The sequence below is a fragment of the Acinetobacter sp. genome (assembly GCF_045628685.1).
Classification (GTDB): Bacteria; Pseudomonadota; Gammaproteobacteria; order Pseudomonadales; family Moraxellaceae; genus Acinetobacter.
This window is the reverse complement of the sequence record NZ_JAZQPV010000023.1, coordinates 1-25,214: the sequence shown is the minus strand read 5'-3', so window position 1 is coordinate 25,214 and position 25,214 is coordinate 1. Positions and strand designations below refer to the sequence as shown.

General features: G+C 41.6%; 19 protein-coding genes and 1 pseudogene. 10 read left to right on the top strand and 10 right to left on the bottom strand.

Annotated elements, in window-relative coordinates:
- Nucleotides 1–26: 26 nt before the first annotated feature.
- The 7 genes from cysG to rplU form a co-directional block, all read right to left on the bottom strand.
- Nucleotides 27–1,403, bottom strand: coding sequence for a siroheme synthase CysG (gene cysG / locus ACKI4H_RS03475; RefSeq protein ID WP_407303910.1), 1,377 nt, complete (start codon nucleotides 1,401–1,403; stop codon nucleotides 27–29).
- A gap of 92 nt (nucleotides 1,404–1,495) precedes the next feature.
- Nucleotides 1,496–2,767 (bottom strand): serine--tRNA ligase, encoded by a 1,272-nt coding sequence (serS, locus tag ACKI4H_RS03470; RefSeq protein WP_407303908.1) that lies wholly within the window; start codon nucleotides 2,765–2,767, stop codon nucleotides 1,496–1,498.
- 119 nt (nucleotides 2,768–2,886) lie between these two features.
- Nucleotides 2,887–3,678 carry a DUF3298 domain-containing protein gene (locus ACKI4H_RS03465; protein ID WP_407303907.1) on the bottom strand — a complete coding sequence of 264 codons (792 nt, stop codon included), beginning with the start codon at nucleotides 3,676–3,678 and terminating at the stop codon, nucleotides 2,887–2,889.
- Between the two features lie 137 nt (nucleotides 3,679–3,815).
- On the bottom strand, nucleotides 3,816–5,312 hold the full coding sequence (locus ACKI4H_RS03460) for a carotenoid oxygenase family protein (RefSeq protein ID WP_407303905.1): 1,497 nt from the start codon (nucleotides 5,310–5,312) through the stop codon (nucleotides 3,816–3,818).
- Nucleotides 5,313–5,588: 276 nt separating this feature from the next.
- Nucleotides 5,589–6,287 (bottom strand): outer membrane lipoprotein chaperone LolA, encoded by a 699-nt coding sequence (gene lolA / locus ACKI4H_RS03455; protein WP_407303904.1) that lies wholly within the window; start codon nucleotides 6,285–6,287, stop codon nucleotides 5,589–5,591.
- 213 nt (nucleotides 6,288–6,500) lie between these two features.
- Complete coding sequence (gene rpmA / locus ACKI4H_RS03450; protein ID WP_407303902.1) at nucleotides 6,501–6,755, bottom strand: 50S ribosomal protein L27; 255 nt, start codon at nucleotides 6,753–6,755, stop codon at nucleotides 6,501–6,503.
- Between the two features lie 18 nt (nucleotides 6,756–6,773).
- Complete coding sequence (rplU, locus tag ACKI4H_RS03445) at nucleotides 6,774–7,085, bottom strand: 50S ribosomal protein L21 (RefSeq protein WP_067723976.1); 312 nt, start codon at nucleotides 7,083–7,085, stop codon at nucleotides 6,774–6,776.
- 429 nt (nucleotides 7,086–7,514) lie between these two features.
- Between rplU and sdsA the strand changes: the two genes are divergently transcribed.
- The 8 genes from sdsA to ACKI4H_RS03405 all read left to right on the top strand — a co-directional run bounded on the left by sdsA (nucleotide 7,515) and on the right by ACKI4H_RS03405 (nucleotide 18,187).
- Nucleotides 7,515–8,492, top strand: a complete 978-nt coding sequence (gene sdsA, locus ACKI4H_RS03440; RefSeq protein ID WP_407303900.1) for an All-trans-nonaprenyl-diphosphate synthase — start codon at nucleotides 7,515–7,517, stop codon at nucleotides 8,490–8,492.
- 33 nt (nucleotides 8,493–8,525) lie between these two features.
- The gene (locus ACKI4H_RS03435; protein WP_407303899.1) at nucleotides 8,526–10,580 is read left to right on the top strand and encodes a site-specific recombinase; all 2,055 of its coding nucleotides are present in this window, start codon (nucleotides 8,526–8,528) and stop codon (nucleotides 10,578–10,580) included.
- 151 nt (nucleotides 10,581–10,731) lie between these two features.
- Entirely contained in the window at nucleotides 10,732–11,337 is a 606-nt protein-coding gene (locus ACKI4H_RS03430) for a phosphatase PAP2 family protein (RefSeq protein ID WP_407303898.1), read from the top strand.
- 32 nt (nucleotides 11,338–11,369) lie between these two features.
- Nucleotides 11,370–12,635, top strand: coding sequence for an efflux RND transporter periplasmic adaptor subunit (locus tag ACKI4H_RS03425; RefSeq protein ID WP_407303897.1), 1,266 nt, complete (start codon nucleotides 11,370–11,372; stop codon nucleotides 12,633–12,635).
- 11 nt (nucleotides 12,636–12,646) lie between these two features.
- Entirely contained in the window at nucleotides 12,647–15,829 is a 3,183-nt protein-coding gene (locus ACKI4H_RS03420) for an efflux RND transporter permease subunit (RefSeq protein WP_407303896.1), read from the top strand.
- Nucleotides 15,829–17,289, top strand: a complete 1,461-nt coding sequence (adeK, locus tag ACKI4H_RS03415) for a multidrug efflux RND transporter AdeIJK outer membrane channel subunit AdeK (RefSeq protein ID WP_407303943.1) — start codon at nucleotides 15,829–15,831, stop codon at nucleotides 17,287–17,289. Before ACKI4H_RS03420 ends, adeK begins: the two co-directional genes overlap by 1 nt.
- Before the next feature lie 103 nt (nucleotides 17,290–17,392).
- Nucleotides 17,393–17,749 (top strand): YbjQ family protein, encoded by a 357-nt coding sequence (locus tag ACKI4H_RS03410; protein ID WP_407303895.1) that lies wholly within the window; start codon nucleotides 17,393–17,395, stop codon nucleotides 17,747–17,749.
- 3 nt (nucleotides 17,750–17,752) lie between these two features.
- Nucleotides 17,753–18,187 (top strand): YbjQ family protein, encoded by a 435-nt coding sequence (locus ACKI4H_RS03405; protein ID WP_407303894.1) that lies wholly within the window; start codon nucleotides 17,753–17,755, stop codon nucleotides 18,185–18,187.
- 404 nt (nucleotides 18,188–18,591) lie between these two features.
- Here ACKI4H_RS03405 and ACKI4H_RS03400 read toward each other — a convergent pair whose 3' ends face one another.
- Both ACKI4H_RS03400 and ACKI4H_RS03395 read right to left on the bottom strand, forming a co-directional pair.
- A complete protein-coding gene (locus ACKI4H_RS03400) occupies nucleotides 18,592–19,398 on the bottom strand; it encodes an SDR family oxidoreductase (protein WP_407303893.1) in 807 nt (268 codons plus the stop codon).
- Between the two features lie 64 nt (nucleotides 19,399–19,462).
- Complete coding sequence (locus tag ACKI4H_RS03395; RefSeq protein WP_407303892.1) at nucleotides 19,463–20,125, bottom strand: hypothetical protein; 663 nt, start codon at nucleotides 20,123–20,125, stop codon at nucleotides 19,463–19,465.
- A 184-nt stretch (nucleotides 20,126–20,309) separates the two neighbouring features.
- Here ACKI4H_RS03395 and ACKI4H_RS03390 point away from each other — a divergent pair, with 184 nt between their 5' ends.
- Complete coding sequence (locus ACKI4H_RS03390; RefSeq protein ID WP_407303891.1) at nucleotides 20,310–23,201, top strand: valine--tRNA ligase; 2,892 nt, start codon at nucleotides 20,310–20,312, stop codon at nucleotides 23,199–23,201.
- A gap of 108 nt (nucleotides 23,202–23,309) precedes the next feature.
- Nucleotides 23,310–25,088 (top strand): P-loop NTPase fold protein, encoded by a 1,779-nt coding sequence (locus ACKI4H_RS03385; RefSeq protein ID WP_407303890.1) that lies wholly within the window; start codon nucleotides 23,310–23,312, stop codon nucleotides 25,086–25,088.
- Between the two features lie 4 nt (nucleotides 25,089–25,092).
- Here ACKI4H_RS03385 and ACKI4H_RS03380 read toward each other — a convergent pair.
- Nucleotides 25,093–25,214: pseudogene (locus ACKI4H_RS03380) on the bottom strand (IS5/IS1182 family transposase); the annotation flags it as partial.

The window sequence follows — 25,214 nt, the reverse complement described above, 5'->3', positions numbered from 1 at the left end:
ACTCTTTCAATGCAACATGGCTTGAATTAGCCTTGCCACTGTAACTGTTCGCGCAAACTTACCACTTCACCAATAATGGTCAGGGTAGGCGCTTGAATTTGATGTTCTGTCACTTTCGATGCAATGTCTGCCAAAGTTCCCACCACCACTTTCTGGTCGGGTGTCGTGCCTTTAGAAATTAGTGCTACTGGCATATTAGGACGCTGACCATGTGCAATGAGTTGGGCACAGATTTTTTCCAATCCCACCAAGCCCATATATAACACTAGGGTTTGGTTTTCATAGACCAGTTCACTCCAAGGTAACTCAGGTGAACCTTCTTTCAAATGTCCAGTGAGGAAGCGGACACTTTGCGCATAATCACGGTGTGTTAAAGGAATACCGGCATAAGCCGAACAGCCGGATGCCGCGGTAATTCCGGGCACCACCTGAAACGCCACACCTGCAGCGAAAAGTTCTTGAATCTCTTCACCACCACGACCAAAGATAAATGGATCACCACCTTTTAACCGGCAGACACGCTTACCTTGCGCTGCGTATTCCACCAATAAGGCATTAATCCCGTCTTGAGGAACACTATGATTAGAACGTGCTTTGCCAACATAGATTTTTTCTGCATCACGGCGACACAAATCCAAAATCGGTGGCGACACTAAACGGTCGTAAATAACCACATCGGCTTGCTGCATCAGGCGTAAAGCTTTCAAGGTCAACAGTTCCGGATCACCTGGACCTGCACCGACCAGATAAACCTCACCTTTGGGTTTTTTCCATTCAATTAACGCTTGTTCAATTAAACGATTGGCTTCTGCAATATTGTCATTAAACACCTGTTCCTTGAGTGGACTTGCATATAAGTCTTCCCAAAAAATACGGCGCTCATCTGGATTTTCAATTTTAGCTTTGACTGCAGCACGCCATTTTCCGGAAAAATCTGCCAGCTTGCCCATGCCATGTGGAATGCTTGCTTCAAGCTGAGTCCGGATTTGACGGGATAAAACCGGTGATGTGCCATTGGTGGCAATCGAAACCACTAAAGGCGAACGGTCAATAATGGCTGGAACCATAAAACGACAATGCGGTGGATCATCCACACTATTCACCAATATTTTTTCAGCTTCGCACGCTTCAAAAACTTGAATATTGGTGGCTTTATCGTTAGTTGCCGCAATGACTAAACGATAATTTCGTAACGGAATATCTGGACTAAAAGCTGATTGGACATATTGCCCTTGGCAAGCTTTAACAATCTCAAGAAGATTGGCTTCAATTTCCGGTGCGATCACGTGAATGACTGCACCCGCTTTTGCCAAAAGCACCGCTTTGCGGTAAGCAATATGTCCACCACCGACAATCAGACAAGGTTGCTGTTGCAACTTTAAAGAGATTGGAAAGATATCCACGTATTACCTCAGTTTTTTTTAAATCTGACTGTCTTAAGCAATTTTTATGCACAAAACTGTGCCATTTATAAATGTATTGATCAATCTAAAGATTAATCAATAAATTCTGCACCACCCATGTATGGACGGAGCACTTCAGGAACTTCAATCGAACCGTCTGCACGTTGATAATTTTCCATCACCGCAAGTAAGGTACGACCCACTGCCAAGCCCGAACCATTCAAGGTATGCACAAATTCAGTTTTCTTTTGATCGACACGGTAACGTGCTTTCATACGACGTGCCTGAAAGTCACCCATACATGAGCAGCTTGAAATTTCACGATAGGTATTTTGGCTTGGAACCCAAACTTCCAAATCGTAAGTCTTTATTGCACCAAAGCCCATATCGCCACCACACAGGATGATTTTACGATATGGCAAACCTAAAGCCTGCAAAATACCTTCTGCATGACCGGTCAGCTCTTCTAGAGCTTGCATGGAATCTTCAGGTTTTACAATTTGCACCATTTCAACTTTGTCGAATTGGTGTTGACGGATTAAACCACGGGTATCGCGGCCATACGACCCAGCCTCACTACGGAAACAGGGTGTATGCGCTGCATATTTAAGTGGTAAACGCTCCGGATCCAGAATTTCATCACGCACGAAATTGGTGACAGGCACTTCAGCAGTCGGAATGAGATAAAGTTCTTTTTCGCCTTGTAATTTGAACAAGTCTTCTTCAAATTTAGGCAACTGACCGGTACCACGTAATGAATCAGCATTGACCAAATACGGGACATAGGCTTCGGTATAACCATTTTTTAAGGTATGGGTATCCAGCATGAACTGGGTTAATGCCCGTTGCAAACGCGCCAAGGGTCCTTTGAGAACACTGAAACGCGTACCCGTTAACTTGGTTGCAGTTTCAAACTCCAAACCGCCCATCCATTCACCCAGGTCAGTATGATCTTTGATTTCAAAATCAAATTGACGTGGCGTACCCCATTTTAGAATTTCAACGTTATCGTCTTCATCTTTACCCTCAGGTACAGACTCATGCGGCATGTTGGGAATGCTTAATGATTTGGTTTCAATTTCATTTTGCAATTCAGCAAGCGCAACTTCAGCCGTTTTAATTTCATCACCAATCGCAGACATACGTGCCATGATTTCAGATGCATCGCCACCAGATTTTTTAATTTGGCCAACTTGTTTAGCACCCGAATTACGTTCTGCCTGTAAAGCCTCAGTTTTCGACTGAAGCTCTTTACGGCGAGCTTCAAGTGAAGCCCACTCTTCTACATTCAGCTGTACACCACGTTTTGCCAAGGCTAAATTTACAGCCTCAATATTATTTCTGATTAATTTCGGGTCGATCATAGCCAATCTTTTGCAAAGAAAAAAACTGGCTATAGTGTAAGCGCTAAACGCTAAAAAAGACAGTGACCGAACTTACAGCTGTGCCTTATTAGAACAAATTTAACCGAATTAAGCCGAAATTATAGGCTTGGATACTTGGGTAAACTTGGCAGATATTGCGCTTTAACCAGGTTGGTCAGTGCAACATACGGCAAGGTTAGTTCGGTCATGCCTTCAGCATAGGAAGCCAACTCATATAGAGGATAGACAAATACAATGCCGTTGGCGCCATAGTAAAAATTATCACTTAACTTAAATTTACTGCGCTCAATACTATGTTGATCCAGCCAGATGCTGTTTGAATCATACAAAGTATCCAATACTTGCTGCTCTGCACCTTTCACCAGAATGTCTTGTAGCGCCAAGCGTTTTTTTTGTTTTAAATCAAAATTAACAAATTCCTGGTGATACATGCCATGTGCTGCACCCGATGAATAATTGTAAGTCTGGATGGCAAATGTCGCTCGGTCATATTGCTGACCAATAAAACGTACATACGTCGAACTTTGACTTAAGTTAGGATTAGCACCTTCAGCAGTATTGATTTTTTGATTTGGTGCCGTTGAAAAAGCAATAGGATCAGCTTTTTTAATCCGGTCGATAAAATAATCATCAATCCATTGAAGATTGGTCTTTACACTCTGAATGTCATATTGCATACAGCCATTTTCATCGCAAGCTTCTGGCTTGGTCAGTTTGACCGGAACAACCTTGGCTTGAATTAATGGAATGGATTCCGACTTTTCCTGCTGCTTCGTCGTTGTTGTCTGTTCACTTTTCGGTACAGCCCGTTCCTGACATCCCGTCATGACCAGTGCCGCCAAAGAAACAGGAAGTGCCCAGAGCCATTGTTTATTCGTGCAAATTTCCATTTTATTTTTACAACCTAAGACCTTTGATCATGCCCCTGCACTATACAAAGCTCGCTCACTGAATGAAATTTAAAATATGTATCTTTAAAATATATAGCCTGATAGCGATGAATAAAAAACAGGAAAGTCTCAAGATTTTAAGATAAATCGACCCAATTTCCATGAAAGCCCAATGGCACATGTACGCCAAGAAAAACTTCAGCTTGAGGCTGAATATTTAAACCTTGGGCTTTTAAAATCATAACCTTAGAACTTTCTTTATGGATGTGATGTACATAACACAACAAGTGACCATTCCCCTCAGCCGTATCTAATGATTCAGGAATAAAGATCACTTCTCCCGTTACCCATTGATCACCAAATTCATATGTGGTTTTTTCATGCGTTTGCAGGTCGTGACAAATCAAATGATTGGCCTTGGTCATAGTCGCAGGATCAAAACTGACACTATAAATATAACGATGTGGCTCACCGGTATATCGTTCATCAATTCTTGGAAATTCTTGCGCCTGCACATCCAGCACCTGCCGCTTTACGGTATTTTTCTTCAGATCAATTGTCCAGCGTTGCAATTGTGTATTCTGCTGCTCAAATGGACCTTGATGGGATTTTCTAAACATGTAGCGATGAACGACGACATCCAGAATAATTTGCTGTTGATCATTTCGATAAGCATTTGCGGCATGAAAAATAAAACAAGGATCTATAGCAATCCACTGTACTTCATCGGCATGGCCATATTTGGGCAAAATCCCGATGCGTGCCGCATGCTTTTCATTCCATTCATAAGGCAATGGATTGCCTTTAATAAGTTGCTTGAAAGAAAACGTGACAGGCAAATCAAAAATTAAAACGTCTTGCCCGGTAATGGCACAGTCATGAATCATCGGGCCATGCTGTACAGGAATTTTAGTCCAATGCACCAGACAACCCTGCTCATCAATCACTTCATAATAGGCGTGTTTGATATCTAGCGCATCATAGCAAATCGCATGTAAATGCCCTGTATGATTGTCTTTATGGGGATGTGCAGTAAAAGGCAGGTCGGCATTTGTATTAAAAAAACTGTGTTCTTCCGTGTTCAGGTTTAAGTCTAAACGTGCCGGTAAAGTGCCCGCCTCCACACTCACCCAGATTTTATTGGCATGATAAAAAGCATTGGTATTCACTACATCACCGGGACCACGGCGAAATCCCGCTTTAACCGCCTTGTTCTTTTGCTTCTGTACGGCATCCGTTTCGATATAATGACTTTTAAACCACACGGCTTGGCCCTGTTGAATTTTTAGAGCATGCAGCATTCCATCGCCTGTGAACCAATGATAACAATCTGGATTTTCAACATGGATGGGATTTGGTCCTATTCTCAGCAATAGTCCGTTGAGGTGCTGTGGAATTTCACCAATGACTTTAAATTCGCGCTTTTCCACCTCTTCGACCGGACCAAATATTCCATGTAGATAAGGATTTTCTGCCCTAGTTTTAGATGAGTTTTTAGATGAATCTTTTGATCTTCTTTGTAACCCACTCATCCCTAAACCCATGACTTTTTGACGGTAAGTGTTAAATTTTGATTTTAATTGTGTTAACCGCGGATAATCCACGGATGGGGTCACTACATTATTATTTGCCACGTTTAATTCTCCTGAGCTTTTTTCTTTGGTATTTTTCTCTTTGTTTTAAGAGCCCTCAATTCTGGTTATTCTGCCCTTCATTTTTTCTCATTTATTTTATATTTTTAATCATACGAGTTGCATTCATTCTGCAACTTAGCGCTATTTTGCATAAGTTTACTTTGCTTATAACAGCATTTTATATTTTTAGCCGCATATAAAACTAAAAAGGCAGTCATGAATGACTGCTTTTTTAAATTCCCATTAATACTTAATTAAATTCTAAAAATCAATCAATTATTGATCAATAATATCGGTACCTTTAGGCGGTGTAAAATTAAAGGTTGATGCTGGAATTGAAGGGTTTACTTTCACATTATTAAATCGGACATAGGTAGTTTGACCAAGTGAATCTTCCAAAATCATCAAACTTGGTGCCTTATTTGCCCCAAAACTAATGGTCAAGCTTTGGAATGCCCCATCACGATCTTTAGGCAACAAAGTGTAATAGGTCTTGCCTTTATCTGGTTGAGTCACACGATATGACTTCATGATTTGACTGGTATTGCCCGACAATAACAAAGCTGGCGTATTTGCGACTTGATCATCCAAGCTCTGACGAACCGCCTGTTGCAAGTCAGGATCATAAATCCAGACGGTTTTACCTGAAGTCACAATGGTTTGTTTTGATGGAGTCGTGGTTTCCCAGAAAAACTTACCAGGACGGGCAACTTTCATCACACCTTTAAAGGTCTGATTCATATGTTGTCCAGTTAAGCCTTTTTTCTGTGGAGCTTTACTGCCAGAAGTGGCTTTTGTAGTTTGCTCAAAATTTGCCGACAAACTATGGATATTACTTAACTGTCTTACCAAATTGCTCGTTGCTTGTTGCTCCGATGCTGCAACAGGCGCAGCAAAAACAGTAGTACTTATTACTGGCGCAAGTATTGCGGCACCAAATGTCATAGCACATAGGGTTTTACGAAGCATTTTCATCTCATCACCTTTTTATTTGCTGTATCGCAATTTCTTCAATGTCTCATCTTAAACCAATTTTTATTCCTAATAATTGAGAAAATAAGAAGTTTTGTATTGTTATTAATGCTTAATGTCGTTTTTTCTACATCATGATGAAGACTCAGAATGCATTTTATTCATTTACAGACATAAAAAAACCCACATCAGATGTGGGTTTTTTTCTACTAAAGCTTACGCTTCAACAGATACGTAGCGACGACCAAATTGGCCTTTCACTTCGAATTTGATCACGCCATCAGCGGTAGCAAATAAAGTATGGTCACGGCCCATACCTACATTTGTACCAGCGTGGAATTCTGTACCACGTTGACGAACAATAATGTTACCAGCAGTCACAGATTGACCACCGTACATTTTAACACCTAACATTTTAGGGTTTGAGTCACGACCGTTACGTGTCGAACCACCGGCTTTTTTATGAGCCATGTCTATTACTCCTCGTAATTAGCCTGAAATAGCAGTAATTTTCAACTCGGTAAACCATTGACGGTGACCTTGTTGTTTACGGTAATGTTTACGACGACGCATTTTAACAATACGGATTTTGTCGTGACGACCGTGGCTAACTACTTCAGCAGTTACTGTAGCACCAGCAACAACTGGAGCACCAATTTGAATACTTTCGCCGTTTACAAGCATTAATACGTCATCAAACGTAATAGTTGTACCAGTTTCAGCTTTCAATAATTCTACTTTAAGGGTTTCACCCTCAATAACACGGTGCTGTTTACCACCGCTTTGGATTACTGCGTACATATGTACTCCAAACATGCCCGTGTCGTCGTGTCGATAAAGGAATATACCGATCTTAATACGAGCGCCACTGGGGTATATATTAGGGCAAACATATTAAGTGATAACAAATCAAACAACAAGCCATTTTAATGTTTTTTTATGCGGATTGAATGTTTATTTTATAAACGATCAAAATCTAGAAAATAAATTCCTTTTACATCGGAATCTTATATTTTATAAAATGAAATAGATTTTTAAAATCAATTCGCTACTATAGACTAGCGAATGCCGGCTCAGTCACACATGAGATGAGTTGTTAGAACGGGCACCGGCTTAAGACCATTTGCTTAGTCAGGATTTAAGCAACTCTATTAAGATCTTAGCTATATCATCAGATATAGTTGTTACACTATAGAATAAGCAATTCAATTTTTAGAGGTTTCTCTTCACATGGCCATCGACTTTAAGCAAGATATTCTCGCTCCTGTTGCTTCAGACTTTGCTGCGATGGACACATTTATTAATGAAGGGATTACTTCGAAGGTTGCCCTGGTCATGTCTGTCAGCAAACATGTGGTGGAAGCTGGTGGAAAACGTATGCGCCCGATTATGTGTTTATTGGCTGCCAAGGCCTGTGGTGCAGAACATCTGGAACAGCATCGCAAACTGGCTGCGATCATTGAGATGCTCCATACTGCGACTCTGGTACATGATGATGTGGTGGATGAATCAGGATTACGTCGTGGCCGTCCAACCGCCAACGCAACCTGGAATAATCAAACTGCGGTTCTGGTCGGTGATTTCCTGATTTCACGTGCTTTCGATTTGCTGGTCGATTTAAACGACATGACCTTGCTCAAAGATTTCTCGACAGGCACCTGTGAAATTGCTGAAGGTGAAGTTCTACAATTACAGGCACAGCATCAGCCTGAAACCTCAGAACAGACTTATCTTGATATTATTCACGGTAAAACTTCACGTTTATTTGAACTGGCGACAGAAGGTGCGGCCATTTTAGCTGGCACACCGCAATACCGTGAACCACTGCGAATTTTTGCTGGTCACTTTGGCAATGCCTTTCAAATTATTGATGATATTTTAGACTACACCTCGGATGCTGAAACATTAGGTAAAAATATTGGTGATGATTTAATGGAAGGAAAACCCACTTTGCCATTAATCTCTGCACTGCAAAAAACCACTGATGAAGAACATGAAATTGTTCGCCGCAGTATTGCCACCGGTGGTACAGCACAATTAGAACGCGTTATTGACATTGTGCAGAACTGTGGCGCGCTGGATTATTGCCGCCAACGTGCAACCGAAGAAACTGAATCTGCGCTGCAAGCTTTAGATGCACTTCCTCGTACTGAATATCGCCAGGCACTGATTAACCTGACTCAACTTGCCTTAAACCGGATTCAATGATGAATTCTGAAAAAATAGATTTAATCCCCGCCTATGCATATAAATTTTAATGATCTATTTTTAAAAATGCAGGAGCAGCTTGACTCTCATCAAGCTGTTCTTGATGACTCACTGTTAATTGAGCTGGTTAACCGAATTCGACCAAATGACTCAACCAATACTGAAGAAATTAACTGCAAATTTCGTGCACTTGTACAAGCACTGCTGATTACCCCCAATGCTGTTTCTACCTTACAAAATTTTGCCTTAAAACTGATTAGCCAATATAAACAGACCAGTTTGTATGCCGATACCGGCATTTTATCTCTCGATGGTTTCTGGAATCAGCTCGCACAACGCGTAGGCGCTCATTTTTTACCGCTGATTAATGATGAAACCCAACTACAAGACTTAGTCCGTCGCGTGTTTTATCAACGTAGTGATAAGTATTGGTTAGACAGCATTTCTAATGAGGACTGGCAAAAATTATTTGCATTACTCAATCAAGGTCATGGCAATCAGGCGGAAAAACTGAAAATCAACAGTGAGCTGATTAAAGCCATCACCGTTCTGTCTTACCGGATTAGCGGAATTGGACTGTATCCGGAATTCATCAATGCACAACCCGACTTAACAGAATACGAATCACCTTTTCTGGTACAGAACCGGGAAATTATCGAATTCATTCAGCATTATAAAAAACTGCATCAAAATACCGATCCTCTGGCAATCATTGCCCCACCCGATGCCTCGCAAGCCTTGGTGATGATTGAGCAATGTCGCGATGTGGTTTTAAAAATCCGTCGTGCCATCAAGCGCATTGGCGTAAGTATCAGTCTGAATTATTTATTATCGCTTCTGGAACAATGTCTAGATCGGATCGAACTGTTAATCAACTTGATTGTTGAAAAAGACAAAATTCGTTATGAATCACTCAGCGCTTTACTGGTCGATATTACCTCTGCCATTTATGGCGAACGCAGTGTTCGTTCTTTACTTGCCAATAATAGTGAATTAGTGGCCTTACAAGTGACCGAAAATGCCAGCAAAACCGGCGAGCATTATGTAAGTACCGATAAAAAGGGTTTTTGGTCGATGTACAAGGCAGCAGCAGGTGCTGGTGTCATTATTGCCATCATGGCGACCTTGAAAATATTGACAGCACGTCTAGTTATGGCTCCACTCATGCAGGCATTTATGTTTAGCATGAACTATTCACTGGGCTTCATGCTGATTCATGTGCTCCATTTCACTGTCGCGACCAAACAGCCGGCCATGACAGCAGCGGCACTTGCAGCCACCGTACAGCATCAAAAAGGTTCTAAAACTGCACAAATTGCGGAACTTGCCGCACTGATTATTAATATTATCCGAACCCAGTTTATTGCCATTCTCGGCAACATTTCGATTGCTATTCCTACTGCAGCAGTGATTAGCCTGCTTTGGCAATACGGAATGGATGAACCACTGCTGACGCATGCTAAAGCAAGCACAACATTACATTCACTTAATCCGTTCACCTCACTGGCCATTCCCCATGCTGCCATTGCTGGAGTTTGCCTGTTTTTTTCGGGTTTGATTGCAGGTTATTTCGATAATATGGCGGTATACCGCAAAGTTGGTCCGCGTTTGAAAGTGCATGCCCATTTAAAACTGTTATTGGGTCAAGAACGCTTAAATCATTTTGCTGCATATATTGAACGGAATTTAGGTGCCTTAGCCGGAAACTTCTTATTTGGGATTATGCTTGGCAGCATGGGAACTCTGGGTTTTATTTTAGGTCTACCGCTGGATATTCGACATATTGCTTTTGCCTCAGCCAACTTCATTCAAGGCCTGATCGATATTAATGGCAGTCCTGAAATTGGCCTGATTTTTGTATCATTTTTAGGGGTATTGCTGATTGGCCTGACCAACTTATTTGTAAGTTTTAGTCTGACTATTATTGTGGCATTACGCGCACGCCGGGTTCGATTTGAACAATGGAAGCCTTTGGCCAAATTGGTGCTCACTCATTTCTTAACCCGTCCAAGTGACTTCTTTTGGCCACCGAAAACGCCATTAGAAGTAGATGAATCATTAACAACACAGAAAACGGTTTATAAGTAATTGGTTATTTTTTATTTTACTTCACAATAAAAAGTCGGTAAAAAAGAAATTAGCATAATTTACACACACTTGAAATAAAGTGTACTGATGAGTACACTTTAACCATTCATTAGTCATGCTCCAATCGACTAAGATAACAAAGGTTCCTTACATGCCATACCTATTGCTTGGTGTAGGTTTTTTCTTATTTATTTTCAGTGCATTAATGCTTTCCACCCCATCATTTCATCACTTCGATTGGGGGATGGTTGAATGGATGAGCCAGCATCGTATAGCACAATTAAATAAGATATCCATCACACTTTCTATTATAGGGGGCATGCCATTTGTGCTATTTTTAACCACAATCTGGTGTTTACACCAAGCATGGTGTAAAAAATATGCAAATGTCATTTTTACAAGTTTAGGGCTTATAGGGAGCATTGCCACGGTTTGGCTGCTTAAATATATAATTTCAAGACCTCGTCCACCCGAAATGTATCATCTGGTCAACAGCTATGGTGCTTCATTTCCCAGTGCGCATAGTATGTATGCCGCTACCTTGGGCTGTCTTGCAATTTATCTCAGTCAAAGACATCCACAGCACACTCTCATCTGTATATGTGCTTTTATATGGCTGTTGATTATGGGAATTTCAAGGGTTTACCTTGGTGTACATTTCCCCTCTGATGTCTTGGCTGGTTGGAGCATAAGTTTTATTTGGATCACATTACTTTATATGCTGTATGCCAAATTCAGCAGGACGAAAACACATTAATTTTTAGATAAAAATCTAATCGAGGTGAAACAATGATGTCTGCAAAGCTATGGGCGCCCGCCCTTACCGCTTGCGCATTAGCAACAAGTATTGCACTTGTTGGTTGTAGCAAAGATCCCAAGGATGCGCAGCAAGCTGCAGCAGCCCAACAAATGCCACCGACTGAAGTCGGTATCATTGTTGCTCAACCACAAAGCGTAGAGCAATCAGTAGAACTTTCAGGTCGTACCACGGCATTTGAAATTTCTGAAGTCCGTCCACAAACCAGTGGTGTGATTCAAAAACGTCTCTTCACTGAAGGCAGTTATGTACGTGAAGGTCAGGCGCTTTATCAAATTGATTCCAGTACCAACCGTGCAAATGTCGATAATGCCCGCGCTGCAATTGAAAGTGCTGAAGCAAACTTGAATGTTCTGCGTGTGAAAGAAGGTCGTTACCGCCAATTGGTCGGTTCAAATGCCATTTCAAAACAAGAATATGACGATATCGCTGCACAAGTAAAGTTGGCTGAAGCAACCTTGAGTGCGAACCGCGCAGTCTTGAAAAATGCCGAAATTAACTTGGGCTACTCAACCGTTCGCGCGCCAATTTCTGGTCAGAGCAACCGCTCAACAGTGACTGTGGGTGCTTTAGTGACTGCGAACCAAGCAGAACCTTTAGTGACTATTCAACGTCTAGATCCAATCTATATCGATATTAATCAGTCTAGTACTGAATTATTGCGTTTACGTCAGGAATTGAGTAAAGGCAGCTTAGACAGCAGCAACAATACCAAAGTTAGACTTAAGCTTGAAGATGGTAGCGACTACCCTATTGAAGGTCGTCTTGCATTCTCTGATGCCAGTGTCAATCCGGAAACCGGTACTGTAACTTTACGTGCCGTTTTCCCCAACCCGAACCATTTGTTGCTTCCAGGCATGTACGCTACTGCGAAAATTGTACAAGGTGTGATTCCAAATGCCCTCTTGATTCCACAAGCAGCAATTACCCGCACCCCCACCGGTCAGGCAATTGCGATGATTGTAAATGCTGAAGGCAAGGTTGAAACACGTCCGGTTGAAACTGCGGGTGTACAAGGTAAAGACTGGATCGTAACTTCTGGTTTAAAAACCGGTGAAAAAGTGATTGTTGATGGTGTTGCCAAGGTTAAAGAAGGAGCAACAGTCGTTGCCAAGCCTTATCAACCAGCCGCTGCCTCTCAAGGTGCAGGTCAACCTGCAGGAGAAGCGAATAAAGCCGCTCAACCTGCACAGCAAGCACAACCCAAAACTGAACAAAAATCTACTTCAAATACATAAGGGTAGACTAAATGGCTCACTTTTTTATTCATCGCCCGATTTTTGCATGGGTGATTGCCTTGGTCATTATGCTGGCGGGTATTTTAACCCTAAGCAAAATGCCCATTGCACAATATCCGACCATTGCGCCACCGACGGTGAGCATTTCTGCGACTTATCCAGGTGCATCTGCTGAAACTGTAGAAAATACAGTCACTCAAATTATCGAGCAGCAAATGAATGGCCTTGATGGCTTGCGCTATATTTCTTCAAATAGTGCGGGTAATGGTCAAGCCTCTATTTCGGTAAACTTTGAACAAGGCATTGATCCAGATATTGCCCAAGTTCAAGTACAAAATAAATTGCAGTCAGCAACGGCTCTTTTACCTGAAGATGTACAACGCCAAGGGATTCGAGTAACCAAGTCTGGTGCAAGTTTCTTGCAGGTATTGGCTTTCTACTCACCGAATGGTGAATTGACTGATGCCGATATTAAAGATTATGTGAACTCGAATATTTCTGAACCGCTTAGCCGTGTTGCGGGTGTGGGTGAAGTTCAAGTCTTTGGTGGTTCATACGCCATGCGTATTTGGCTCGATCCTGCCAAACTAGCCAGCTACCAGCTCTCTCCAAGTGATGTGGTAGCTGCCCTGCGTACACAAAATGCACAGGTTGCAGTCGGTCAATTGGGGGGTGCGCCTGCCGTTAAAGGTCAGGTTTTAAATGCCACCGTAAATGCACAAAGTCTGTTACAAACAGTAGACCAGTTCCGTAATATTTATCTAAAAAGTGCGGAAACTGGAGCAAAAGTGACTTTGGGTGAGGTTGCCACAGTTGAATTAGGTTCGGATAACTATCAGTTTACCTCTAAATTTAATGGTAAACCTGCTGGCGGTTTAGCGGTTAAACTCGCAACTGGCGCCAATGCATTAGATACCGCAACCGCAATTGAAGAACGTTTGGTTCAACTGCGCAAAAATTATCCGACAGGATTAAAAGACCAATTAGCGTTTGATACTACGCCATTTATTAAACTTTCAATTGAAAGTGTAGTTCACACTTTAATTGAAGCTATTGTGCTTGTATTCCTGGTGATGTTCCTGTTCTTGCAGAACTGGCGCGCGACCATTATTCCGACCATGGCAGTACCTGTGGTGGTATTGGGTACCTTTGCGGTTATTAACTTGTTCGGCTTCTCGATTAACACGCTCACGATGTTTGCTATGGTCCTTGCCATTGGTCTACTGGTGGATGATGCGATTGTTGTGGTCGAAAACGTTGAACGTATTATGGCGGAAGAACACCTCGAGCCTGTTGAAGCGACTGAAAAGTCGATGAGTCAGATCTCTGGTGCACTGGTGGGTATTACCACCGTCTTGTCTGCAGTATTCATTCCAATGGCGTTCTTTAGCGGAACCACTGGGGTCATTTACCGCCAGTTCTCGATTACGCTGGTTACCGCAATGATTTTGTCACTAATTGTGGCATTAACATTCACTCCTGCACTATGTGCAACCCTATTAAAGCAGCATGATAAAAACAAAGAGCAGAGCAATGGTTTCTTTGCCCGTTTCTTCCGTGGATTTAATAGCCGTTTCGACCGTATGGCCCAAGGCTACCAAAACTGGGTAGGAAAACTGTTAATTCATAAAGTCATTGCCGGTGCGATTTATGCGGTAGTGATTGTCGGTCTATTGTTCTTGTTCAAAAGCCTGCCAAGTTCATTTTTACCGGATGAAGACCAGGGTGTGGTGATAACACTGGTTCAACTTCCTCCAAATGCCGCTCTTGATCGTACTGAAAAAGTCATTGACCAGATGACGAATTTCTTCTTGGAAAATGAAAAAGCCAATGTCGACTCGGTCTTTAGTGTCGCCGGTTTCTCCTTCACTGGTGTCGGTCAAAATGCCGGTCTTGCCTTTATTAAGCTAAAAGACTGGAAAGAACGGACTAGTAAAGAGTCTGCTGTGGGTGCCATTATTCAACGTGGTATGGCACTTAACGTGATTGCCAAAGATGCCTCTTATGTCATGCCCTTACAGCTTCCTGCAATGCCTGAACTGGGTATTTCTGCAGGCTTTAACTTGATGTTGCAAGATGCAGCGGGTAATGGTCATGAAAAACTGCTGGCTGCACGTAACATGATCTTAGGGATGGCTGCTCAGGACAAACGTCTGGCCGGTGTACGTCCAAATGGCCAAGAAGACACGCCACAGTACAAGATTTATGTGGATAATGAAAAAGCCAGCGCTATGGGCGTCAGTATTGCAGAAATCAACAGCACCATGAGTATTGCGTGGGGTGGTTCATACATTAATGACTTTATCGACCGCGGTCGTGTGAAGAAAGTTTATGTACAGGCAATTCCTGACGCACGCATGATGCCGGAAGATCTCAACAAGTGGTATGTGCGTAATAATACAGGTCAAATGGTTCCGTTTTCATCATTTGCAACCGGTGAATGGACTTATGGTTCACCACGTTTAGAGCGTTATAACGGTATTGCATCTGTCAACATTCAGGGTACGCCTGCTCCGGGTGTCAGCTCGGGTGAGGCTATGCTTGCCATGGAAGAAATCATCGCCAAATTGCCTGAAATGGGTATGACCGGTTTTGACTATGAATGGACAGGTTTATCTTTGGAAGAACGTGAATCTGGCTCACAAACCCTGGGTTTATATGCGCTTTCAATGCTGATTGTATTCCTGTGTCTGGCTGCACTGTATGAGAGCTGGTCAATTCCATTCTCAGTCATGCTGGTGATTCCACTGGGTATTGTCGGTGCAATCGGCCTGACTTTCTTGGGTATGGTTCTGCTAAAAGATCCAAACCTGTCGAATAACATTTACTTCCAGGTGGCGATTATTGCCGTCATTGGTTTGGCTGCAAAAAATGCGATCCTGATTGTAGAGTTCGCCAAGGAACTGCAAGAAGATAAAGGCGAGCCTTTACTTGAAGCAACCCTTCATGCCGCAAAAATGCGTTTACGTCCAATTATCATGACCACTTTAGCCTTCGGTTTTGGTGTACTTCCACTTGCCCTTTCTTCGGGTGCGGGTGCAGGTAGCCAACACTCGGTCGGTTATGGTGTACTGGGCGGCGTTATCAGTTCGACTTTATTGGGTATTTTCTTTATTCCGGTGTTCTATGTCTGGATTCGAAGTATCTTTAAATTTAAACCTAAAAAACCAAATAATCAGGAGCAAACATCGTGATGCAAAAGGTATGGTCTATTTCAGGTCGTAGCATTGCGGTATCTGCACTTGCGCTTGCTTTGACAGCCTGTCAAAGCATGCGTGGCCCAGAGCCCGTAGCTCAAGCGAATATTCCAGAACAGGGCTATTTAACTGCCAGTTCTGGTCCTTCAATTGCTGAACAAGGTTATAAAGACTTTTTTGCCGATCAACGCTTATTACAAGTGCTTGATCTGGCATTGGCCAATAACCGTGATTTGCGCATTTCGACATTGAATATTCAACGTGCACAGCAACAGTATCAAATTACCCAGAACAACCAGCTGCCCACCATTGGTGCCAGTGGTAGTGTGCTTCGTCAAGACACGCTCACTAGCAATGGTGCACAGACCAATTACAATGTTGGTCTGGGTGTAACTGCCTACGAACTGGATTTTTGGGGTCGTGTCCGTAGCTTAAAAGACAATGCTTTAGATACGTATCTAGCAACGTCAAGTGCACGTGATGCCACCCAAATTGCACTGGTCGGTCAGGTTGCTCAAGCATGGCTGGACTATTCTTTTGCCAATGCAAACTTAAGGTTTGCGGAGGACACCCTGAAAACTCAACTAGAGTCTTATAACCTCAACAGGAAACGTTTTGATGTCGGTATCGACAGTGAAATTCCTGTTCGTCAGGCACAGATCTCGGTAGAAACCGCACGTAATGATGTTGCCAATTACAAGACCCAAATTGCTCAAGCACAGAACCTGCTTAACCTGCTTGTAGGTCAAGCGGTTCCTGCAAACTTGCTACCGGTTCAACGTGTAACGCGTATTACCACCAACAATGCACTCACTGCAGGCTTACCAAGTGACTTGCTCACCAACCGTCCTGATATACGTGCTGCTGAGTATCAACTTTCTGCAGCGGGTGCCAATATTGTTGCGGCTAAAGCACGTTTGTTCCCGACCATTAGTTTGACCGGTAATGCAGGCTATGCTTCAACCAGCTTAAGTGATCTGTTCAAATCAGGCGGATTTGTCTGGTCATTTGGTCCAAGTATTGATCTCCCAATTTTCGATTGGGGCACCCGTCAAGCCAACATCAAAATTTCAGAAACAGATCAGCAAATTGCATTATCTGACTATGAAAGATCGATTCAGTCCGCTTTCCGCGAAGTGAATGATGCCTTGGCTGTACGTCAAAATATTGGTGACCGTTTAGCGGCGCAGCGTCGTCTGGTGGATGCAACCAATACCACTTACCGACTGTCCAATGCCCGCTTTCGTGCCGGTATTGACAGCTACTTATCGGTACTGGATGCACAACGTACGTCTTATACAGCTGAACAAGGTTTATTGTTGCTTGAACAAGCCAACATGAATAACCAGATTGAAATCTATAAAACACTCGGGGGTGGTATTAAAGCCAACACCAGTGATGTCGTTATACAACCAGCTTCTACTGCTGAACAAAAAGCTGCAAACAGCGCTGAATAAATTTTAGCCTTGTTAAAAAGCCTGCTCTTGCAGGCTTTTTTATTGCTTTTTAAGGCTCGATTTCCTATCTTCACTACAACCTCTTTTATTTGAATATCAAAAAATGCTTTTAAGTAATCTAGAATCTGTTCCGGGACATACCATTATCCGCCAAATTGATGTGGTCTATGGCAGTACCGTTCGCAGCAAACATGTCGGACGTGATTTGCTTGCCGGCTTAAAAAATATCGTCGGTGGTGAACTGACTGCATATACCGAATTGCTTGAAGAGTCCCGTCAGGAAGCCATGAGCCGTATGATTGAAAAAGCCAAATCTATCGGTGCAAACGCGGTAGTCGGTATCCGATTTTCAACTTCAAATATTGCGCAGGGTGCTTCGGAACTTTTTGTTTATGGCACTGCCGTGGTAGTTGAAGCCAATACACAAAACCTGCCTGATCCCTTCCCGACTCAAGGCTAAGTTATGGATGCCTTGATATTTAAAATAGCCATTTTTGTGATTTTATTTGCGATTGGCTGGGGCTTTGGACGTCATGTCGAAAGAAAGCATTTAAATGAACTGGATGAACAAGAACAGCGTCTGGCTTATATTACGCTGGATAATAGCCGTTTTAAGATCTCACCTCATGATGGGCAATTGGTGAGTAGCAATGTGGTCATTTCCCATGACTACTTCAAATATGTCATTGCCAATATTGAGAACTTTTTCGGTGGTCGTTTAACCCATTATGAAAGTGTGGTTGAACGTGCTAGGCGTGAAGCCATTGTGCGTTTAAAACTGGAAGCAGAAAAAATGGGCGCGTCCCATATTATGGGCTTTCGATTAAGTACCACTGAACTAGGCATGCAAGGTGGGATGGTCGAAGTATTTGCTTATGGAACGGCGATACAGAGTTAATAAATCTATTTGAATCCATTGCTCAGTATTGATATTCGTCTACAAAACTTTTGGGAAATTGATACTGGGCTCCGTCAAATTTAAGCCTGAATTTTTGCCAGGATAATTTAAAGTTCAACTTTTTACAATTTTCCCGACTCCCTGTCCTTTCATGATGCTTTATTTAACTGCATAACTGAATATCTTAGTAGCGATTCGTTTTTTACTTTGCATCACTTTTTTACTTTGCATCACTCATACAGAATTTCTTTCATCGATATCTGCATTAAGGATTGGCCAAAGCTGAGTTCGAAAATGAAAAAGAGCTTAGACATGCACTCCATAAGAAAAATCTTTTTTCATCATTAAAGTACATGCTCAACTCAAATTTGGTTTGATAAGTCTGCCTAGCTTTAAGTAAACGATTATTTTACCTTCATCTTGCGAATCATTTTATACAGTGTGGATGGCGATAAACGCGAAACTAAAACGCCCAGTTTTTCTTTACGTCCCCCAACCACAATATATTCTTCCTCTGCAAGCAAAGACCTGACTACAATTTTGGCAAATTCATCAGGTTGTAAACCATTTTCAATCGCTTCATCCTGATGACCCTGAGCTTTGCCTTCGCCATTTAAAGCATTAAATGAAACATTGGTTTTAACAAAGCCCGGAAAAATGACCGAAACACCCACGCCATCATCCGCCACTTCTGCTCTTAAGCTGTTTGCCCACATATGAATAGCGGCTTTGGCTGCTGAATACGATGCTCGGTATTGGGTTCCCAATAAACCTGCGACACTGGAAACAAAAGCAATTCGACCTGATTTTTGCTTTAAGAAAGTCGGCAAAACAGTTTTGGTGAGGAACACTTGAGAGAAATAATCCACTTCCATGATGGCACGCTCAGTTTGCATGGTGGTATCGGCAATCAAGGCACGCTGGCTGAGTCCGGCATTGTTGATCAGCCAATCAATACGCCCCTTTTGATTCAACACCTGTTCATAAGCATGGCGGACTTGCGTTTCATCGGTAATGTCAGCAACCACTAAAATGTGCTGATCCGGATTGACTAAACTTTGACGAACATTTTCCAGTTCATCCTTACGACGGGCAGTAAGTACTATCTGTGCCCCCTGTAAGGCACACTCTTGTGCAAGAGCCTTACCCAAACCTGAAGATGCACCGGTAATCCATACCACTTTATTATTTAAACTATCCTGCTTCGTCATCTGGTTATTCCTTATCCCATTTAAGATTGATAATATGTTGATATATTAATACATTTATAGTTTGTTAATATTTTTGCTCATGATTTAAAAACATCAGAAAATGATCAAAATAACGATGGGTCATTTGCGAATCGTACTGTGTACCCAGCTTTTCTAAACGCTTATAGCCCATTTGAGTAGTCAAATGAATTACGCCATTTAAAGTTTTATCGACCACCAAATTAAATTTCAATATGTTCTTAGGTTCACGAACCAGGCTGGTTACGCCTTGATCGATCATCTGGGTAAACGCTTTTAAGCCGGGCGAAACATAATGCGTATTGCCCTTTTTCAGTTGCTCCACACATTCCAGCAACTCCACCACCAAGACATGATCGACATTATAAGAAATATAATTCTGACCATTTTCCTCATAGGCTTTAGCTTTCAGATAATTCACCATCGGAACCAGGCGATCATTGCCGAAAAAGGAAACTGACCATGGCATATATTTATGGACGGTATCTAAAATTTGTTGCACCATTCTTTCAGATTCCCCATCGGCTGTAGTCGACAATCGGGCAATTTCACCAAAAACCTGATCGACAATTTCACAGGAAATATCTGCCAGCACCTTGCCTAGGGGCTTGGCTAAACTTTGCGTTTCCCCCTGATTCAATTGCTGATGAATCTGCTGAAACCGCTGGTGAGTTTCTCGGCTCAATTTTAAAGAAATTATATAGTTCATAATGATAATATCCTTTTAGAATTGTTCTGCGATCATTTGCGCTGTTTTTATTTAACTCTTATCATAAGATCTTATTCAGGGTATGCCAATTGCATAAAGTTTGCATTTGGTGAAGCTGCCTCATTCGGTAATTTTTTTGCTACAATAGTCCTAATTTTTCATTCACTTTTGATCTGTTCTGACTATGACTGATTCTGCGCAAAATATTGCTACGACATACGATCCTACCGAGATCGAGAAAAAATGGTACAAGACTTGGGAAGAAAATGGCTACTTTAAGCCGTCTCGAAAAGGCGACTCCTTCTGTATCATGATTCCGCCCCCAAACGTCACTGGTAACTTGCACATGGGTCATGGTTTTAACAATGCCATTATGGATGCATTGACCCGCTATAACCGTATGTTGGGTAAAAATACCTTGTGGCAACCGGGGACTGACCATGCCGGTATTGCAACCCAGATGGTGGTTGAGCGTCAATTGGCTGCACAAGACATCAGCCGTCATGACTTGGGCCGTGAAAAGTTCATTGAAAAAGTCTGGGAATGGAAAGAACAGTCTGGCGGCAACATTACCCGTCAAATTCGTCGCCTCGGTTCTTCTGTAGACTGGTCGCGTGAACGCTTCACCATGGATGATGGTCTTTCCAACGCAGTAAAAGAAGTCTTCGTACGCTTACATAAAGAAGGCTTGATTTACCGTGGTAAACGCCTGGTGAACTGGGATCCGAAACTGCAAACTGCGCTGTCTGACCTTGAAGTTGAATCAGTAGAAGAAAAAGGTTCACTCTGGCACTTTAAATATTTCTTTGAAGATAAAGACCTTCGTACCAAAGATGGCAATAACTTCCTTGTTGTAGCAACAACGCGTCCTGAAACATTGCTTGGTGACTCGGCTGTTGCAGTACACCCTGAAGATGAACGTTATGCACACCTGGTCGGCAAGAACATCGTTCTGCCAATTACAGGCCGCCTGGTTCCTGTGGTGGCTGATGAATATGTTGAAAAAGACTTCGGTACAGGCTGTGTAAAAATCACCCCTGCGCATGATTTCAATGACTATGAAGTAGGTAAACGTTGCAACTTGCCAATCATCAACATCTTCAACAAAAATGCTGAAGTGCTGGCTGAGTTTGAATACATTGCCAAAGCAGGCGAACAGATTTCTAAAACCATTCCTGCACCTGCAGACTATATTGGTTTAGAGCGTTTTGCTGCACGTAAAAAACTGGTTGAACAAGCTGAAGCTGAAGGCTGGTTAGACCAAATCCAGCCGTATGACTTGAAAGCACCTCGCGGTGACCGTTCAGGCGTAATCGTTGAACCATTATTGACTGACCAGTGGTATGTAAAAATTGCCCCACTTGCTGAACCTGCCATTAAAGCGGTGAAAGATGGCGAGATTAAATTTGTGCCTGAGCAATACAGCAACATGTACATGGCCTGGATGAACAACATCCAAGACTGGTGTATCTCACGTCAACTCTGGTGGGGTCACCGCATTCCAGCTTGGTACGATGTAGATGGCAACATCTATGTAGGTCGTAATGAAGCGGAAGTGCGTGAAGAAAATGGCATTGCGGCTGATGTTGAACTGAAACAAGACGAAGATGTTTTGGATACCTGGTTCTCATCTGGTCTTTGGACATTCTCAACTTTAGGTTGGACGGGTGATGCCAAGAAAGATGCGGAAAACTATTTCCTTAATACTTTCCACCCAACAGATGTATTGGTCACCGGTTTTGACATCATCTTCTTCTGGGTTGCCCGCATGATCATGATGACCATGCATTTCATGAAAAATGAAGATGGCACGCCGCAAGTTCCGTTTAAAACTGTGTATGTACATGGTTTGGTACGTGATGGCGAAGGTCAGAAGATGTCTAAATCTAAAGGTAACGTACTTGATCCTTTAGACTTGATTGACGGTGTAGATTTAGAAACTCTGGTACAAAAACGTACTACAGGACTAATGAATCCGAAACAGGCGGCGAAGATTGAAAAATCGACCCGTAAAGAATTTCCGGAAGGCATTCAGGCTTACGGTACGGATGCCGTTCGTTTCACCTTCTGTGCGCTTGCCAATACCGGTCGTGACATCAAGTTCGACATGAAACGTGTTGAAGGCTACCGTAACTTCTGTAACAAAATCTGGAACGGTACCCGTTTCGTGCTGATGAATGTTGAAGGTCAAACGGTGGGTCAAACTGCACGTCCTGATCTTTGGGAATTACCTGAACAATGGATCGTGAGCCGTCTACAAAAAGCGGAACAAGCCGTTCAACAAGCATTTGCAACCTACCGTTTAGACTTGGCTGCACAAGCAATTTACGAGTTCATCTGGAATGAATACTGTGACTGGTATGTAGAATTAACTAAGCCAGTTCTGAACGATGAAAACGTATCTGAAGAACGTAAAGCAGAAGTTCGTCGTGTTCTTCTTGCGGTAATGGAAGCATCTTTACGTCTTGCACACCCAATCATGCCGTACCTGACTGAAGAAATTTGGCAAACCCTTGCACCAATGATTGGCTTGGGCGGCGAAACCATTATGACTGCGGCTTACCCTGTTGCAGATCAAGCACTCATTAACGACCAAGCTGAAGCAGATATGCACTGGCTACAAGGTTTGATTGGCGCGGTTCGTAATATCCGTGGTGAAATGGGCTTAGGTAATGCGCGTTTACTTCCAGTATTAATGCAAAACATCACTGATGCTGAAGTTGCGCAAATTTCACGTATCGAACCTTTGTTTAAAGCATTGGCGAAAGTGGAAAGCATCACTTACTTGGCAGATGGCGAACAACCACCATTGTCATCATCTTCTGTAGTCGGTCATGCGTCTGTCTTTGTTCCAATGAAGGGTTTAATTGACCCTAAAGCGGAATTGGGCCGTTTACAAAAAGACTTCGACAAAGTGCAAAAGCAGCATGACCAGATTGCAGGCAAACTTGCAAATGAAGGTTTTGTGGCAAAAGCACCTGCTGCTGTAGTTGAAGGTGAAAAAGTGAAACTTGCTGAATTGGCTGACCAGTTAGTGAAAATTCAAGCGAATATGGATCAGATTGCAGCGCTTTAATGCTTTAGTTTGATTTGAAAAAACCCCTCAGTTGAGGGGTTTTTTTATTAAAAATCAGAAATATATTTGGTACTATAAGATTATTAAAACTTTAATTAATACTACAGTATGACGAATATAGATAAATATGGATTTTCTGCCGACAGACCAATTAAAAATTTGGAAGATGATTTATTAGGTAGAGCCGATTTTTCTAAAAATTTAAGTGATGCTATTTCACAATGGAAAGGTAATGATAGTTTAGTTATTGCTCTGCATGGAGATTGGGGCGCCGGTAAATCATCTATAAAAAATATGGCTTTAGCACATTCCAAAAAACAAGAAAACTCACCGACAATTATAGAGTTTTCACCTTGGGAATGGTCAGCTCAAGATAAGATTGTTCAAGCTTTCTTTGATGAAATATCAAAATCTATAGGAAGAAAAAACTCCTCCCAAGAAGATCAAAATTTAGCAAATATATTCTCTAGATATGGTAACCATTTATCTACAGCTCACACCCTTCTTAAAGGTGCTAATCTTGCATTACCATTAATTATAACTGCAATATTAAGTACAGGCTTAATTAGTAGTTACTTTACTGATAATGCCCAATTACCAATACTCATTGCAACCATCACTTCTTTTATCGCTTTAATTTTACCTGCTACGGAAAAAGGAAGTGAATACTTGGGTAAACTTTCGGAAAATTACGAAAAGAAAGCAAAGTTAAATGAGAAAAATTTAACAGAAATTCGTGAAGAGCTCATTGAAGCTTTAGGTAAAAGACAGACTCCTCTTTTGATTGTTATGGATGATTTAGATCGTCTTACAACCCCAGAGTTAAGGATGATTTTCCAATTAATTAAAGCTAACACTGATTTTCCAAATGTAATATTTTCACTACTATTTCAAAAAGATATTGTTGAAAAGAAGCTCACCGATAGCACACAGTCTGGTGAAAATTATTTAGAAAAAATTATTCAAATTCCTTTTACAATTCCTCAAATTCAACTGAAACAAGTCCATGAAGTCTTATTTAAGCTATTAAACAATGTGATAAATAGCCACACTGATGCAGACAAAAAATTTGATCAAGAGAGATGGGCTGAGATATATCATAATGGTTTAAAAAATTATTTTAATAATTTGAGGAATGTTTATAGATTCAACTCTACTCTTTCTTTTAATTTTAATCTATTTAAGAATAATGATATTTTCGAAGCAGATCCAATAGATTTGGTTGGTATTGAATGCTTAAGAGTATTTGAGCCAACTGTGTATGAGAGAGTTTCTCAATCTAAAAAAGCTTTCACAACTTTACGTTCAAGTTCAGGCGATAATCAAGCAGACAAAGTAAAATATTCAAAAGTAATTGAAGATGTTATCAAAAGTTCATCTGAAGAAAATAGAGAGTCTGTGAAAGGTATTTTAGAATGTCTTTTTCCAACTACTCAATGGATCACTAGCAACTATTATCATCACTACGAATCGTACCAAGAATGGTTTACACAATTAAGAATCTGTCATAAAGACCATTTTGATAAATATTTCAAACTTAGTTTTGATAGTGAAGATTTTTCGACATCAGATTTTGTAAGCTTTCTACAATTAACCGCTGATAGAGAACCACTTAAAGAACATATACTTTCTCTAGATACTAGAAATGTATTAGAAGATTTTTTATCTAAATTTGAAGCTTATAGTAAACAAGTACCGCATGAAAACTTTAATTCATATCTCTATGCAATGTTAGATGCTGCTGATGAAATCAACAGCGAATCTAGTAAATTTTTAGGTTTTTCGGCACAAACGCATTTATTCAGATTATCCTCTTGGTGTTTACAAGATATTCAGGATATAAAGTCTCGAGCTAAACTTTTGATTGATTACATTAGGGTCTGTTGACATTTCAAGTATAGAATTTACCCGATAAAGGTAGCCAAATAAATACACAAGCTAATGCAACTGCACCCTCATAGCTACACTTTAGCTTATCATATCGTGTTGCTATTCCTCTGAACTGCTTTAACC